The following is a 13,756-nucleotide window of genomic DNA, read 5'->3' on the forward strand; positions in this document are numbered from 1 at the left end:
CGTGGCCGGCTATGTAGGTGCCGTACCTCTCCCGATGAGCAGCCGGTGGCGCCTGTCTGTGGTGGCTGCCTCCGCGGGCGCCACCGGCGTGGCGGAACACGTCCCGAAGCTCCGCCGAGCAGCCCGCGCCGAGGGCAGCCCCCGCCAGGCTGCACAGAGTTCCGCGCCCCACCTTCAGGACAGGGCCGGCTCCTCTCCCTGGTTCTCGCCATAAGGCGCGTCGTGTTCGGCCCGGAGACCTGGGAGTTCGACCTGACACTGCTCTTGGGTGAAGGCATGCTCGGCGAGGGCGTGGCTCGTGGTGGGCACGATGGTCAGCAGCTCGTGCAGGCCGGTGATCTCGATGACGCGGAGTACAGGAGCGGTGACGGCGGCCAAGACGAGACTCCCGCTTGCTTCACGGGTTCCGTTCCACAGCCGGACCAGGGCGTTCAACCCGGCGGAGTCACAGAAGCCGACCCCCGACAGGTCCAGGACCAGGTGACATCGCCCGTCCCGCATAAGGGTGGCCGTGTAGGCGTCCAGACCGGCTGATACGAACCGGGGTACCCAGGTCTCCGAGCTGCTCATGCGCCGACTCTTCCGGTGCATGTGCGATGCCGTCTCCGCGGATCGAGCGCACGATGGAGGAGAGTTCAGCCGCAGGAGGCCGGTGATGTTCGAGGCGGATGACATTCGGGAATGGCGCGGACACGATGTGGTGGATCCCGGCGGCCACAAGATCGGCACACTGGAGTCGGTGTACGTGGACACGGCGAGTGACAGCCCCGTCTTCGCCACGGTCTTCGTGGGACTGCCTACCCGGCGCCGTCTCGTCTTCGTCCCGCTCGACGGGGCCACCGTGGGCCCGGGCTATCTGAAAGTCACCAGCCCCAAGAGTCTGGTCAGGAAGGCGCCGTCGATCGACACAGACGGAGTGCTGCCCGCCGGCGACGAGCCCGCGCTCTTCGCGCACTACGGGCTGGACTACGCCCCCGGTGCCGGCGGCGAACGACGCCTCGCGCGCCGCTGACCTCGCGAAGCACAGGAGAACGAATGAGCCTGTTCCTGCTCCTGGTCATCGTGGCGATCGTCCTGGGCATCATCGGATTCGTCGTCCATGGCCTGTTCTACCTTCTGGTCATCGGCGTCCTCGTCCTGGTCGCCGACCTCGCCTATGGCGCAACTCGGTTCCGCCGCCGAGGTCCGCGGTCTCCGCGGGTCCGCTGAACCCTGGCGCTCCCAGTCAATGCGTCACGAACCGAAACGGATCGAAAATGAACACCAGGGAGGACGAGGACGGCTGCGAAGCCGAGTCGGTCGGCGTGCGGCAGCGCTCAGAGGTCTTGTCCGCCCTCGACGCCCTGACGGATGGGCAGGGGGCCGAATCGCCCCAGTTCCGTGCCGGGGAGGCAGTGGCATACGAGTGGGCGCTGGGCCGAGTCGGCAGTTCCCCGGTCACCGCCCGGGGTGTGCCAGGTCCACCTGACCTCGCGCTGCTGACCGCCGAGTTGGACGCGGCCGAGTATTCCTACGTCCGTAACACGCTGGTCGAACTGAACCTGGCCCTCGTGCACTTCGCGGCTCGGCAGTTCCACTCACGGGCCGAGTCGGCCGAAGACGTGCTGCAGGTGGGCACGATCGGACTGATCAAGGCGATCATCGGTTCGATCCCTCGCACGGGGTCGAATTCGTCACGTTCGCGGTGCCGACCATCTTCGGCGAGGTCAAGCGGTTCTTCCGCGACACCACCTGGGCCCTGCGGGTTCCGCGCAGGCTGAAGGAGCTGCGCCTGACGCTGGAGAAGGCGACTGCGGACCTGGAGCAGTGCCTCGGCCGTCAGCCAACCGTCGCCGAACTGGCCGCGCACCTGAATCTGGACGCCGAGGAGGTGCTGGAAGGACTGGGAGCCGCCAACAGCTACAACACCCTCTCCCTGGACGCCCCCTTCGAAGGAACCGAACCCGATGACGCTCTTGCTGACCAAGTCGGCTTCGAGGATCACGATCTGGAAGTGGTCGAGGAGCTGACCGCTCTGCAGCCGGTGATCGCAGCACTGCCGGAGCGCGATCGGAAGATCCTCGCCATAAGGTTCGGTCGCGAGATGACCCAGGGCGAGATCGCGTCCGAACTCGGTGTCTCCCAGATGCACGTCTCTCGCCTCCTCGCGCGCATCCTGGCCAGGCTCCGATCGCACTTGATCTCAGAGTGACAGGCTGGTGTCTGCACAAGCGAGCGCCTCAGCCAGACCATCCGAGAGGCCGGACGCGCGCCAAGGATCACCGCGCGGTCGGCCTCTGGTGTCAGCAGTAGACCAGGCGGCGGCCGGACGAGCGGACTGCAGGGTTCAGCAGGGCTGAAGTAGGCCCCCCATGAGTGATCCGGGGCGTGGCCACCTGTGCCGGGGGTACACGCCCGACAGGCCGTACTGGTTCGGAAGGCAGCCAGGGGTCAGTGCGTCGGGTTCGTGGGACGACCCGGCTGCGCGCCGCCGGGGGCGGGTATGCCCGCCCCCGGGCGTGGTGCCTGGGCCGGAAGCCGGAAGGCCCCGTAGGCGGAGGCCGAGTGACGCGAACCGCAGCCGGCACGGGTGCGAGACGCCCGGTGGGGTAAAGGGGTTCCATGAGTGATCGAGCCCGGCACCGCATCCGGAACCTGCTACGAGCCGCCGACCAATCGCTGTTCCAGAGCGTGGCAGCGCGCGAGTGGCCCGCGGCCGAAACGGTGCTGCCGAGGCTGAGTCGGAGCGCCAACCACGGTCTGCTGTGGGGCGGCGTCGCTCTCGGTATGTGGGCTCTCGCGGGGGCGCGCGGGCGTCGGGCCGCTGTCCGCGGGGTGACATCACTGACGTTGGCCTCCGTCACGGTGAACACCATCGGCAAACGGTCCGTCGGCCGGTCCAGGCCCGTACTGGACGCCGTGCCGGTCGTTCGGCATCTGCCTCGCCAGCCCTACACCAGCTCCTTCCCCTCCGGGCACGCCGCCTCGGCCGCGGCGTTCGTGGCGGGGGTCGCCCTGGAGTCACCGCGGTGGGGTGCCGCATTGGCGCCGCTGGCCGTATCGGTGGCCTTCTCCCGCATCTACACCGGCGTCCACTATCCAGGCGATGTCCTGGCCGGTGCGGCCCTCGGATTGGGTGCGGCCTACGCGGTGCGCGGCCTGGCGCCGTCCCGCTCGCAGATGCCTCCGCCGGCCAGGCCACGAGCGGACGTACCCGCACTCCCCGAAGGGAAGGGGCTGGTCGTCGTCGTCAACCCGTCTTCCGGGAGCCAGCCCCAATTCGCTGACCCCATCAAGCAGTTGAGGACGACGCTGCCGCAGGCCGAGGTCGTGTTCCACGACGAGGAGGCCGGCCCCCTGTCCAAGGTGCTGGCCAAGGCGGCCCGGGAGGCTGCAAACCAAGGTGGCGCACTGGGAGTGTGCGGCGGCGACGGCACCGTGAACGCAGCCGTAACAGCGGCGCTCGGGGCCGATGTGCCTATGGTGGTGCTCCCCGGCGGTACGTTCAACCACTTCGCCGCCGATCTGGGCGTGGACACGGTAGCCGACGCCTGCACCGCGGTGATGAAGGGCAGTGCCGTCCGTACCGATGTCGGCCGGATCAGACCTCTGCGCACAGCGGGTGGCGACGCCGACCCGGCCTTCTTCCTCAACACCTTCAGCATCGGTGTCTATCCAGAACTGGTGCGGCTGCGCGAGCGATGGGCTCCGAGGATCGGCGGACCACCGGCCACCCTCCTCGGGGTCGCCCGGATCCTGCGCCAGGCCGATCCCATGCAGGTCCAGGTGAACGGACACCGCCGATCACTGTGGCTGCTCTTCGCAGGAAACGGCCTGTACCGCAGCGTCGGCATCGCTCCTGTCCGGCGCCACGACCTGGCCGACGGCATGCTAGATGTACGAGTCGCTCATGCTGGCCGCTTCGCCCGCACCCGTCTGCTGGCAGCAGCATGCGTCGGCCGACTGGCCAGGACACCGTTCTACGCGGCCGCAACGCCGAAGCGTCTCGTGATCTCCGGCCTGCCCGAGGAAGCATGCATGGCCTACGACGGGGAGGTGACCGACGCGCCTCCTGCCCTCCTCATCGACAAGCTCGACGAGGCGCTGACTGTGTACCGCCCGGCAGCAGACGACCTCCCCGGCTCCCTTGCTGCACCTAGGGACACAGGCCGGTGACACCAGCGCTCCAACCGCTTTGGCGCATTCGGGCATTGGTGCACACCCTTCGTGGCCACCGCGCGGGATGACAGGACGGAGTGAGGGGGATCAGCCCGCCTCATGCGGGCTGCCAGCCACGGAGGTCGCTACGCGCGGCAGACCGTCTCCGCAGCTCGACTACCCTGCCTGCGTAGACCGGGCTCGTCCTCGCTGGAGGGCTGCAGGAGGCTGTCGGCCACTTCGAGGAGCGACAGTCCATCACGCGCACTGACCGCTTGCAGCCAGGCCAACGCCTCCGCCCTGGAGCAGTCTTCGCATGCCGCCACGAGCCCGGCAGCCTGATGGATGCGATGCCAACGTGCCGCGCGCGTATCCGACTTCCACACCGGGCGCTGGGAGTCTGAACTCGCGTGGACGCGGCGCCAGCGCAGAAGCGCGTCCAAAGCAACCCCGGCGGCACGTTGCGCCTGGCCGAGCTGGAGAACCGTCACCTGCGTCGAGCGCGTGTAGTAGAGGGACATGACGCCGATCGGCGTGCGGCGTTCGTTCAGCGGGAGCGCCAGCACCTGCTGGACGTCGGGCACCTCGTCAGCCATATGCGAGCCGGCGGTGGAACGGCGGTTCTGCAGGCCGGACACCAGGACTGGCCGCATCTCCAGCGCCGCATTGATCGACGGGCCATCAGCAAGTGTGAACTGCACTGCCTCGCCCAGCAGGGCCGACTCGTCGGTGGCATGCAGCAGTTGCCAGTGATCCAGGCTGGGCAGCAACGACAAAGCTGCCCGCTGGGCGCCCATGCCCTCCGCGAACGCGATGCAGAGTCGGCGTGGCAACGTGCCTCGCCCCACTGCTGCTGCCACCGACACGTCATGCACGATCGAAGGCGTTTCCGGTGTTTCTGACGTTTCCTCCAGCATGGTCATCATTCCTTCATTCGCGCACTGTGTGCGCGTCGGGAGCGCCCTGGGAGTGGTACGGATGGCCGTGCCGGCGCCCACAGGCCGTGAGAGTGCGTTTACCACCCGACGGCCCATCTCATGTGTCGCGCATCGACCTCAGCTGCTTTGGCGACCAAACGGGGTGCTACGTCGGTCCGGCTTCATCGCCTTCGCCACGTGGGCCGTCGACAACAGCCGTTCGGGTGAGCACGGCGTCATATCGAGCGCCGAGGGTAGGCGCGTCACTACAGACAAAAGAACAGGCATCGCTGGGACGACCCGGCGAACTATGGATGTCACACGGGCCGACGCAGCGGCGCGCGATCTCCGCGAGCCGGCCTTCACGTGGCTGACCGGACGGGAAAGAGAAGATGGACAACCTTGCACGACTGATCCAGCAGACGATGCGCCGCCGCCATTTGACGGCAGAAGCCGTCGCCGAGCAGACCGGTATTCGCACTCCTCGGGTTAAGGCGTTCGCAGAAGACGGCGCCAACGGCCCCATCCATCCTACGGACGACGAGCTGAGGGAACTCGCTCACACGCTCTCACTGCCGCTGTCGGCGGTTCTGGGCGTCGCACATCCCTCGGTCAAGTCGAAGGCGGCTTCCGAAGCGCGAAGGCTGCGACAGCACGCCGGTGCTCATAGGACACCAGCCCGGAGGTCTCACTAGCATGGCGAGCTTCCGATCTTGCGTGGCGCCTCATGCCCTAGTCCCGAACAGCGGACCTCCCCCGCGGGCGGATTGGTACGGATGGAGCGTGATGACTTCCGAAGACAACGGCGACAGCGAAGCCCCACCAGTAGGCGTACGCCGATGTGGCGACGTCGAGACCCTGCTCGAAGACATAACAGGCGGACATGGTGCTCGCTCACCGCAGTTTCAAGCGGGAGAAGTGGCCGCATTCGAGTGGGCACTGGGACGTTCCGACAGTTCCCCAGTCACTGGCCGGGGTGTTCCTTGCGCCCCGGACCTGGCGTTGCTGACCGCCGAACTGGACGCAGCGACAGTCCAGCTGGAGAACCCCAGCAACTCGCGCGGCAGCAGCGACTACCTGCGAGGGATCCACTCGGCGCTCAACTGGGTGTGCGGATACGACACCGGGCTGCTCTGACCCCCTGTTGGCTGCACTGCTGATGTAGTGCAGCCAACAGGGGGTCGTGTGCGCCGACCGGACATTCGACGGACGACCATCGCCTCGGACGCCCGCCCCAGATGGCGGCTCCCTGGCGATTGGAGGGTACGAACTCGGTGGCATTGTGGATGGCCGGTTCGGGTTGGTCGATTGCCTCCGGGGACATGGCATGGCCACGCTGCATGCCGACTGAGAGGGCCGAACGAGGGCAGGCCGCAGCTTCAAGAGGGGCCCGCGAACGGCGGGACTCGGCCAGATAGAGAGGCCGGGACACGAACCTCTAGCACGTGCGGTGGCCTGTCGTGCCGACCATGCTGCCTCAGCTCACTTGCGGCGACGCCCCTTGAGCACAGTCGGCTCCGCCTTCATGGTGAGCGCGGAGGCGATGCGGTGCCACCAATGGTGTCGCCGTGGGTGAACGGCTCGGCCGAGGCGGCGGCCCAGCAGCAGGTAGGCCAACAGGGCGCCTGAGGTATTGAGGAGTACATCGTCGATGTCGAAGGCCCGCCCGGTGATCACGGTGCCCTGTATCACCTCCACTAGGAGCATCACCATGGCCGTGACGGCTGCAACGCGGACGAGACCTCGGGCACGGGGAAACAGAACGGGCAGAAGCACGCCAAACGGCATGCCGAGAACGATGTTGCCGCCGAGTTGCTTGACCGCGTCTTGAAAGCCCGGCCGGTTGAGGTACGCGCGAATGGAGTCACCCGGTCGCAGATTGTTGTGCGTCAATGCTGCCGATGCCGGTTGCGGCTCCAGGGTCAACTTGGCCAGCATCACCGCGAAGAGAACCATTCCGGCCAGGGCGATAACCATGACCGCCGCCCGTACCCAGGGAGTAAGTAGCCTGCCTGAATTTCGATGACTTACGGATTTCGCTTTGGCATCCTTCTCGCGCGTCACAGTCCGCGCCATGTCCTACCCCAACCACTGGTCCGGAAAATCTTGACCGTGCACCGACCTGGCAGAGGGTGACGCCTGCTGCCACCCAGGTCGGTTTCGTTTAACACTCAGGCCGGATCCACGCGATCAAAGAGAGCAGCATGGCCCGGCGGAAGCTGCGTCAGGATCCTGCGGAGCAAAGCCTCATCTGCCATGTCAGCCAACGTGCTGAGCACTGCGGCCACGGCACGACGGGCCTGAATCTCGTCAGCGATGTCACGCTCGGCCACTGCCTCGACGAAGCCAGAGGGCGTCAGCGGCTCACTGGCCGGCGCGGATTGTGTCAACCACGGGACGCACTGCGACGGCAGCAGCGTTGCCAGATCGGTCCGGTCGTCACCGACGAGGTGCGAGCCCAGAACTGACAGCACACTGCGCACAGCACGTGCGGCCTCGTCCTGATCGGCGTAGGCCCCTCGTTCACTGACCCGGTCAAGCAGCACTTCCACGGGCTGGTGCATCGGCGCTCCTGTCGTTGCCTGCCGAGGATCTTCCGTCCGGGACGCCAGTCAACCCGGCACGTGAATTCATCTACCCCCATTGATGAAGCGCATTCAATTTCCTACTGATTCTTGGAAGATGGCCAGGTCTGCATAGATGCATGCTCGGGTACGGCAAGGATCCCATGCATACATCTGACGTGAACCACTTTGCGACAAGACTGGTATCTTCCCATACGTCCACGGGCTCAGAAGGACCTCCAACCGCTACGTAGTCAGACTGCACGTATAGCCCTGCCACCGCCCGCGTCTTTCATCCGCACGGCATAGGGTCACCAATTCGGATACAACCAGCTCGGCTGCGGGAAGCCTTGTCACCCATGGGCGGACCGAGCTTTCGATAGGAGACCCCGACAGAGACTGCGGACGTAGACGGGGATCTGCTGGACAGGATGGTGCCGCTCTGCCTCGCGATGCGGGCGACGCCACTGCGTCCGCCTCCACCAAACGACTGTCCAGCCGCCGTGCTCAGCCGCCGACGGCGGGGCGCGAGATGTGCATGACACTCAAGTCCTCGATGTCGACTCGGAATCCAGCCTCCTGAAGTTCCGAGTTCTGGATCACTCCCAGGTCCGAAGCCGTGGGCGATCGCAACAAGCGCGATCACGCACACCCTCAGACGGAATGGACCCGCGATGGAAGCCGAGGAAGCTGCACCCACTACGGACTGAGGTCAATAGCTCACAGTCAGTGGAACAGTTGCACTGTCACCAGCCCGCTCTCAACCGCTGCGAGGGCGTCGAACGGCTACAGCAGGCGCGATGCGGCTGTGGACACGGAAACGGGCGCTACTGTCGGCAGGCGCCGGACGGAATTGGACAGCCACGGGGCCGGCGAATGTGTAGCCGCGTTCGGCGGCATGGCGCCGGATCTGGGTCGCGAGGTGGGGCGCCACCTGTTCGGCGTCAGCCGTGAGCCTACGGTGGATGTCGGGGAGCAACTCGATGACGAACGCGTTGGGCACCAGGATGCGTCGGCGGTCGAGGATCAAGGCGTTTTCATCGCAGTGCCGGTGCAATGTGCCGATGAGCTCCACTGGATCTTTTGGGCGCCGCGGCAGTCGGTCCCACAGGGCTGACGTCCATTGCTCCATGGCGCGTTCGACGATACCGAAAGGATTCATCGTGGGCTCCTGCCCGCCCACCTCAAGACTACGTTCCCCCACACGGGTGCCGCTTCGCCGTATCGCCAGTCGTTTTCAGGTCGTTGGAGCAGGGGTACCGGTCAAGGATGGCTGTCGTGGGCGCTTGGCGGCTATCGCATCGGTGCCCCGTTCTTGCGATCGAGAAGGCGAACTGCGCAATGGCCGATGACGCTTACCTGATTCTCCTCTCTGCCCGTCATCCGCTGCTGGGGGCCGCGGTGGCCGCGGTCGGTACCCTGGAGTGCGCAGAGACTCCAGCCGTACACGGCTGGCTCTCCGCCCACGGTGTACATGCCTCCTCGGAGCTGGTCAGGATCCTGCCGGCCGGCGCGGAGACGCTCATCCCGGAGGACGCGGAGCGGCTGCCTGTGCCCCTGAGCGAGGAAGAAGCCGTGCGCGTACAGCAGGAGTGCGCGCCCCCATCCGTCACGGACATGGAACGGCAGCTTCTGGACTTCCGGGATGCCACCCACGACTGGGAAGCGCTCGTGCACCGGGCACTGACAGTTGGCATCCCTGCGCCGCGTATCGCCCAGCTCGCCGGGCTGGATCCTCAGGAGATCTGCCGCTTGACCCGGAGTTGACGACACGGCCGCAAGCCTCCTCGCCGACGGACCCTCCGGACCGGCGATCGCGGCAGCTCATCAACCTCGTGCACTGCCGGTCGCACAGGCCCGGTCATCACCGCACACCCACGCCAGAGCCGTGCGCACCCCGCGCAGGAAGTCGAGGCTGCCGGGCTGATCCTCAGGGATTTCGAGCAGAGCAGCAGCCGCGCCCAGCTCGGATGTCAGCTGGGGCAGGTCAAGGGTGCCCCGGCCGCCTCGACCGGTTACCGGAGGATTCTCGATACGCCCGAGAGCCCACTCGTATGCCGCGGCCGCTCCGATGGAGAACTGTGACGAGCGCACCCTTCCATGGACCGCCAGGGCGTCAAGTGCACGTTCAACGTCGACGTAGGGTCGCGCGCCCACTCGCGCGACACCGCCCCCGTTCATGTCTTCAGGCAATGTCACATCCTCGACATACCCCTCCACGCCTGCATCCGGTTCCGCCCTTCGGGTGGGCTAGTCCAGACGCGGCGAGTACAGGCGCAGCACCGGCCGGCGATCGGCTCGTCAGGTGCGAACCGGATGGCCGAACAACAGTCCATAGCCGGGAGGCAGTTGGGCGAGAATCTGCTGAACAAGCTGGCTGTCGACGGACTCCGCCACGGTGTTGAGGACCGCGCTGGTATCCCAACGCGCAGTCTCCTCGGTTGCACCGTCGATGAGCAGAGCCACCGCCGCGACGAACTCCGTCGGTGTCATCGGCCTGGTGGCTGGCAGCGGATCGAGCAGGAGTGGCTTACACCTCGGCGGTAGCTGCGCTCCCAAGTCCGTGCGGGCTCCGCCCTCAAGTTGAGCACCCAGCGCAGCCAGAACCGCACGGACGACCCTCTCGGCCTCCTTGTCAGTGGTGTACGCACCGCTCTCACGCACGCGGCCAAGAAAGAGATCCCACGGCTGGCTCATTCGAACGCTCCCTTCGCGCGTCATGTCCGCTGGGTGCGTCGTGTACCCCCCTCAGCCATCACGGATGCCCTGGCTGCGCCGGACGGGTGGCGGAACGATCAGGCGGGATGACCACCACACACTTCACCGTCTTCACGCTGGTGCTGCTGACCTGATCCTGCTGAGCCGGCGGATTCGGCCGGTGCGTCGCCCTGCTCTCCGTGCTCGGTGTCGGCTTCACCCGGGTCGCCCTGAGCGTGCAGCAGTTCAGCGACATTCGGGACGGCCCAACTCCTGGGCCCGGCCGTCGGCGCCCTCACCGACTCGGCCTTCCATGCCTGGCGCGCCGAGGCGGGTCAGAACCACAACCCAGGTGAGTGAGGGCCGCCTGGAGCCAGAACCGACGAGGCCATCCCCGAACGGTTACTCGCGTCCGCGCCGCCGTGAGCCCCGCGTCGAGACCGTCACTTCGCGTCGATGCCGGGAAAGACGTACTCGTCCAGCAGGATGCCGATGGCAACGGCTGCCGGTACGGCGACCAGAGCGCCGATGATGCCCAGCAGAGCGCCACCGACCAGAACCCCCACGACGGTGACCACGGGGTGCACGTCGACCGTACTTCATCGCGCGAGGCATGATCAGGTAGTCCTCGGCGAGGCGGAAGGCGACGTAGAAGCCGGCTGTGGCACCCGCGATCGGCAGGGAGACCGACAGGGCGACCAGGCTCACGGCAACGCCGGCAACCGTTGAGCCGACGACCGGGATCAGATCCATCAGCGCGACGAAGAAGCCCAGGGCGGCCGGGTACGGTACGCCGATGGCCGCGCACCAGGCGAAGGTCGCGAGCCCGGCGATGCCCGACGTCGCGAGGTTGGCCAGCATGAACCGGCCCGTCCGGGTCAGGATCTCGTTCGTCACCGCCTCGACCCGCGCGCGCTTGCTCGCGGTGACGAAGCGGAATCCGAACTGCTTGATCTCGGGCAGGGCGACCATCAGGTAGATGGTCACGACCACGACGATGACCACCGACGTGACCAGGCTGAGCACCATCTTTCCCGCTCCCAGCAGCCCGCCGAGGACACTCGAGCCGCCCGAGGCCAGAGCGCTGCGGACCTTGGAGATCAGGTGGTAGCGGTCTTCGAGGTGGCCGAGGAAGGTGTGCCGGTCGTGCAGCTGGGTCAGCCACTTGGGAATCGTCTTGACCAAGGAGTTGACCTCGTCCGTGACCGGCTGGGCGATCAGCGCGACGAACCCAGCCAGGCACAGCACAAACCCGAGGAGCACGATCAGAACCGCCCAGCCGCGACGTACGCGATGCCTGGCGAGCAGGGCGACCAGCGGCTCCAGGCCGATCGCGACGAAGACGGCCGCCAGGAACAATGACAGCAACTGTCCGATCTGCAGAACGGTGTGCACCAGCAGCCAGGCCAGAGTCGCACCGAGTCCCAGAGCAAACCCCGCTCGCAGCCACGACCCACTCCGTTCTACGGGTCGCGCCCTGTTGCTTTCGAGTCCTCTCCTCCCCTGCCCGCCGATTCTTGGCGCCCTGACAGTGGCCTGAGTTCCACGCGCCGATGTTCTCGCCGCCCGCCCACGACGGCGTACGCGGGCGGCGTAGCTGCGATCCATGAGCAGCCCTCCTCAGCGCGGGTCGGATGGTCTTGATCGACGTGCCGAGCCGCGGCCCGTGCCCGGGCAGTCTTCCCATCCTCCCCGATCCTGCGTCCCTCAAGCCGTACCCGCGCGTAGGAGGCAGGCCGTCGGGGAGGTGCCGGCAGGCGGAGATCCCTGAGAGGTCTTCAGCGTCTGCGGCCGCGGACGGTCCAGCCGCCTCCGAGGCCTGCGAGGTGCAAGGCCAGAACCGTGAGGCCAAGGAGCAGGACGTTGGTTGAGGTGAAGGTGTGGTTGGTCGAAATGTCTGCCGCGTTGATCAAAAAGGCGATGAAGAACAGGACAGCCGAAAAGATGGCCAGCATGGGTTTCAGCCTCCTCGTCGAGCGACGTCTGTGTTGCACTGCACTCCGAATTCCCGCCGCTTGGCAACTCACACCAGGCGGCATCGCACAAGTCCGCCGAGGCTCGTCGGCGATGCGGCGGTTGGGCGGGGACATTTAGGGCAGGCACAACTTCACGGTGCGACCTGCGTGCCGCGGAGAATGACGGGGAGGGCGTCTGAATGTCCAGTGTTCCTTCGGTCGCGAAGACCCGTGTCGGCCGCTGTCTGGTGGCTGCCTTCAGCGGTGACATGGATTACCTGACTGGGCCGATGTTTCGAACCGAGTTCTTGAACCTCATCGATGCCGGCGAACGGTTCATCGTGCTGGACCTCGCCGGTATCCCATTCTGCGATTCAGCGGGTCTGAACGCCCTTCTGACGCCCTTCTGGCCACCCGTCGGCGCGCACATGAGACCGGTGCGAGGTTGGCGCTGGCCAGGGTACAGGGGCAACTACGACAGCTACTGAAGCTCACCGGCGTCGATAGGATTCTTGACGTCTACGACACCACGGAAGACGCCGCGACGAACCTTGCGAGCCACCGCGGCGACAATTCGCGGAATGAGAGAAATACCGGTCCCCAAACAAGGACCGTGTCACCCGGATGACCGAGCAATTCTACATATTATTGACCTCCCGTCCCAGGTCATAGCATTTTCGAACACATAGGCGGGGCTGACGGTCCTTCGGTCGGGTAAGCGCGTACTCAACGGCATCGAGGAAAGGGGAAGCCATGTCAGTGGAACCCGAACGTGCCGAAGCGAGTCCTGCTGCGGAACACGTCGCCGAAGCGATGATCAAGTTGTGGCAGCAGGCCCATGAGGACGTCGCCCCCACGGTTTCCGCGGAGCAGATGCGCGTTCTACTCGCCCTGGGCAGCGAGCCAAACGATCCTGACCGAATCGCCGGAGACCTCTGTGTCAGCGCCTCATGCGCGACCCGGTTGCTCGGCCGCTTGGAGCAGCGCACGCTGGTACGGCGTCTCCCATCAGGCGAGTTCGCTCTCACTGGCACCGGGAAGTGCGTGCTCGAAGCGACACGTCAGCGCCGTCGGCAACTTCTGGAGCAGACACTGGTGACCGCCGCCCCACCAGATCGCCCGGTATTGCGGGACACGCTCAACGAGCTGTACGGGGTTGTGAGCCCCTTGGCGCGGGTGCCTCGTAGCCGCTCGCCGCTCTGATCCTGGTTCTGGTCCCTCAGGCTGCCCCGATGAGGTTGCGGGCAACAGCCCGAGCGCAACGAAACAGCTGTTGCCCGCAGAGACCACTCTTGCGCTGAAAGGCAAACCCCGCTACTCAGGCGCGCCCCTTGGACGCACGCCATGCACAGCCTGCTCAGCCCCAGTCTGCTGTAGCGCCCGATGAGATGCTTCGACTTCACACGCCGTCACCCGCCCCTGGCCGCGCGGGGCAGACCTGCGCGCATGCTCACCGGTGACGCGGGCAAAAGGGAACGACGGGTGC

At 66.4% G+C, this 13,756-nt stretch carries 17 protein-coding genes; 9 read left to right on the forward strand and 8 right to left on the reverse strand.

The features are described 5' to 3' along the window. Nucleotides 1-174: 174 nt before the first annotated feature. On the reverse strand, nt 175-675 hold the full coding sequence (locus tag A6P39_RS02455) for an STAS domain-containing protein (RefSeq protein WP_079133587.1): 501 nt from the start codon (nt 673-675) through the stop codon (nt 175-177). On the opposite strand from A6P39_RS02455, the gene A6P39_RS02460 reads away from it, so the two are divergent. The 4 genes from A6P39_RS02460 (at nt 656) to A6P39_RS02475 (ending at nt 4,155) form a co-directional block, all read left to right on the forward strand. Continuing rightward, nucleotides 656-1,012 carry a PRC-barrel domain-containing protein gene (locus tag A6P39_RS02460; protein ID WP_067051048.1) on the forward strand — a complete coding sequence of 119 codons (357 nt, stop codon included), beginning with the start codon at nt 656-658 and terminating at the stop codon, nt 1,010-1,012. The genes A6P39_RS02455 and A6P39_RS02460 overlap by 20 nt on opposite strands. Nucleotides 1,013-1,035: 23 nt before the next feature. Continuing rightward, nucleotides 1,036-1,209, forward strand: coding sequence for a hypothetical protein (locus A6P39_RS02465; RefSeq protein WP_199840901.1), 174 nt, complete (start codon nt 1,036-1,038; stop codon nt 1,207-1,209). Between the two features lie 475 nt (nt 1,210-1,684). After that, nucleotides 1,685-2,191: a sigma-70 family RNA polymerase sigma factor gene (locus A6P39_RS02470; RefSeq protein WP_067051054.1), complete on the forward strand. Its 507-nt coding sequence runs from the start codon at nt 1,685-1,687 to the stop codon at nt 2,189-2,191. A gap of 410 nt (nt 2,192-2,601) precedes the next feature. Continuing rightward, nucleotides 2,602-4,155, forward strand: a complete 1,554-nt coding sequence (locus A6P39_RS02475) for a bifunctional phosphatase PAP2/diacylglycerol kinase family protein (protein WP_067051057.1) — start codon at nt 2,602-2,604, stop codon at nt 4,153-4,155. Nucleotides 4,156-4,283: 128 nt separating this feature from the next. On the opposite strand, the gene A6P39_RS02480 is transcribed toward A6P39_RS02475, so the two are convergent. Next, nucleotides 4,284-5,054, reverse strand: a complete 771-nt coding sequence (locus A6P39_RS02480; RefSeq protein WP_107304441.1) for a GAF and ANTAR domain-containing protein — start codon at nt 5,052-5,054, stop codon at nt 4,284-4,286. Nucleotides 5,055-6,056: 1,002 nt separating this feature from the next. On the opposite strand from A6P39_RS02480, the gene A6P39_RS02485 reads away from it, so the two are divergent. Beyond that, nucleotides 6,057-6,191, forward strand: a complete 135-nt coding sequence (locus A6P39_RS02485; protein WP_267893353.1) for a hypothetical protein — start codon at nt 6,057-6,059, stop codon at nt 6,189-6,191. A 345-nt stretch (nt 6,192-6,536) separates the two neighbouring features. Here A6P39_RS02485 and A6P39_RS02490 read toward each other — a convergent pair whose 3' ends face one another. The 3 genes from A6P39_RS02490 to A6P39_RS02500 form a co-directional block, all read right to left on the reverse strand. Further along, entirely contained in the window at nt 6,537-7,118 is a 582-nt protein-coding gene (locus A6P39_RS02490; protein ID WP_234379056.1) for a VanZ family protein, read from the reverse strand. Nucleotides 7,119-7,225: 107 nt separating this feature from the next. Further along, the gene (locus A6P39_RS02495) at nt 7,226-7,618 is read right to left on the reverse strand and encodes a DUF2267 domain-containing protein (protein ID WP_067051066.1); all 393 of its coding nucleotides are present in this window, start codon (nt 7,616-7,618) and stop codon (nt 7,226-7,228) included. A gap of 760 nt (nt 7,619-8,378) precedes the next feature. Further along, nucleotides 8,379-8,780, reverse strand: coding sequence for an FhaA domain-containing protein (locus A6P39_RS02500; protein ID WP_079133584.1), 402 nt, complete (start codon nt 8,778-8,780; stop codon nt 8,379-8,381). Nucleotides 8,781-8,959: 179 nt separating this feature from the next. Here A6P39_RS02500 and A6P39_RS02505 point away from each other — a divergent pair, with 179 nt between their 5' ends. Beyond that, nucleotides 8,960-9,385, forward strand: coding sequence for a DUF6003 family protein (locus tag A6P39_RS02505; RefSeq protein ID WP_067051072.1), 426 nt, complete (start codon nt 8,960-8,962; stop codon nt 9,383-9,385). 534 nt (nt 9,386-9,919) lie between these two features. Here A6P39_RS02505 and A6P39_RS02510 read toward each other — a convergent pair. The 3 genes from A6P39_RS02510 to A6P39_RS02520 form a co-directional block, all read right to left on the reverse strand. After that, nucleotides 9,920-10,315: a DUF2267 domain-containing protein gene (locus A6P39_RS02510; protein ID WP_067051075.1), complete on the reverse strand. Its 396-nt coding sequence runs from the start codon at nt 10,313-10,315 to the stop codon at nt 9,920-9,922. Between the two features lie 402 nt (nt 10,316-10,717). Further along, complete coding sequence (locus A6P39_RS02515; protein WP_275883784.1) at nt 10,718-11,923, reverse strand: AI-2E family transporter; 1,206 nt, start codon at nt 11,921-11,923, stop codon at nt 10,718-10,720. Between the two features lie 170 nt (nt 11,924-12,093). Further along, the gene (locus A6P39_RS02520; RefSeq protein ID WP_199840902.1) at nt 12,094-12,270 is read right to left on the reverse strand and encodes a hypothetical protein; all 177 of its coding nucleotides are present in this window, start codon (nt 12,268-12,270) and stop codon (nt 12,094-12,096) included. A gap of 200 nt (nt 12,271-12,470) precedes the next feature. Between A6P39_RS02520 and A6P39_RS02525 the strand changes: the two genes are divergently transcribed. The 3 genes from A6P39_RS02525 to A6P39_RS02530 all read left to right on the forward strand — a co-directional run bounded on the left by A6P39_RS02525 (nt 12,471) and on the right by A6P39_RS02530 (nt 13,473). Beyond that, the gene (locus tag A6P39_RS02525) at nt 12,471-12,758 is read left to right on the forward strand and encodes an STAS domain-containing protein (RefSeq protein WP_067051078.1); all 288 of its coding nucleotides are present in this window, start codon (nt 12,471-12,473) and stop codon (nt 12,756-12,758) included. Next, nucleotides 12,716-12,898, forward strand: a complete 183-nt coding sequence (locus tag A6P39_RS45320; RefSeq protein ID WP_443052802.1) for a hypothetical protein — start codon at nt 12,716-12,718, stop codon at nt 12,896-12,898. Before A6P39_RS02525 ends, A6P39_RS45320 begins: the two co-directional genes overlap by 43 nt. 125 nt (nt 12,899-13,023) lie before the next feature. After that, nucleotides 13,024-13,473, forward strand: a complete 450-nt coding sequence (locus A6P39_RS02530) for a hypothetical protein (RefSeq protein WP_159396126.1) — start codon at nt 13,024-13,026, stop codon at nt 13,471-13,473. Nucleotides 13,474-13,756: the final 283 nt, after the last annotated feature.

This window comes from Streptomyces sp. FXJ1.172, from assembly GCF_001636945.3.
Taxonomy (GTDB): Bacteria; Actinomycetota; Actinomycetes; order Streptomycetales; family Streptomycetaceae; genus Streptomyces.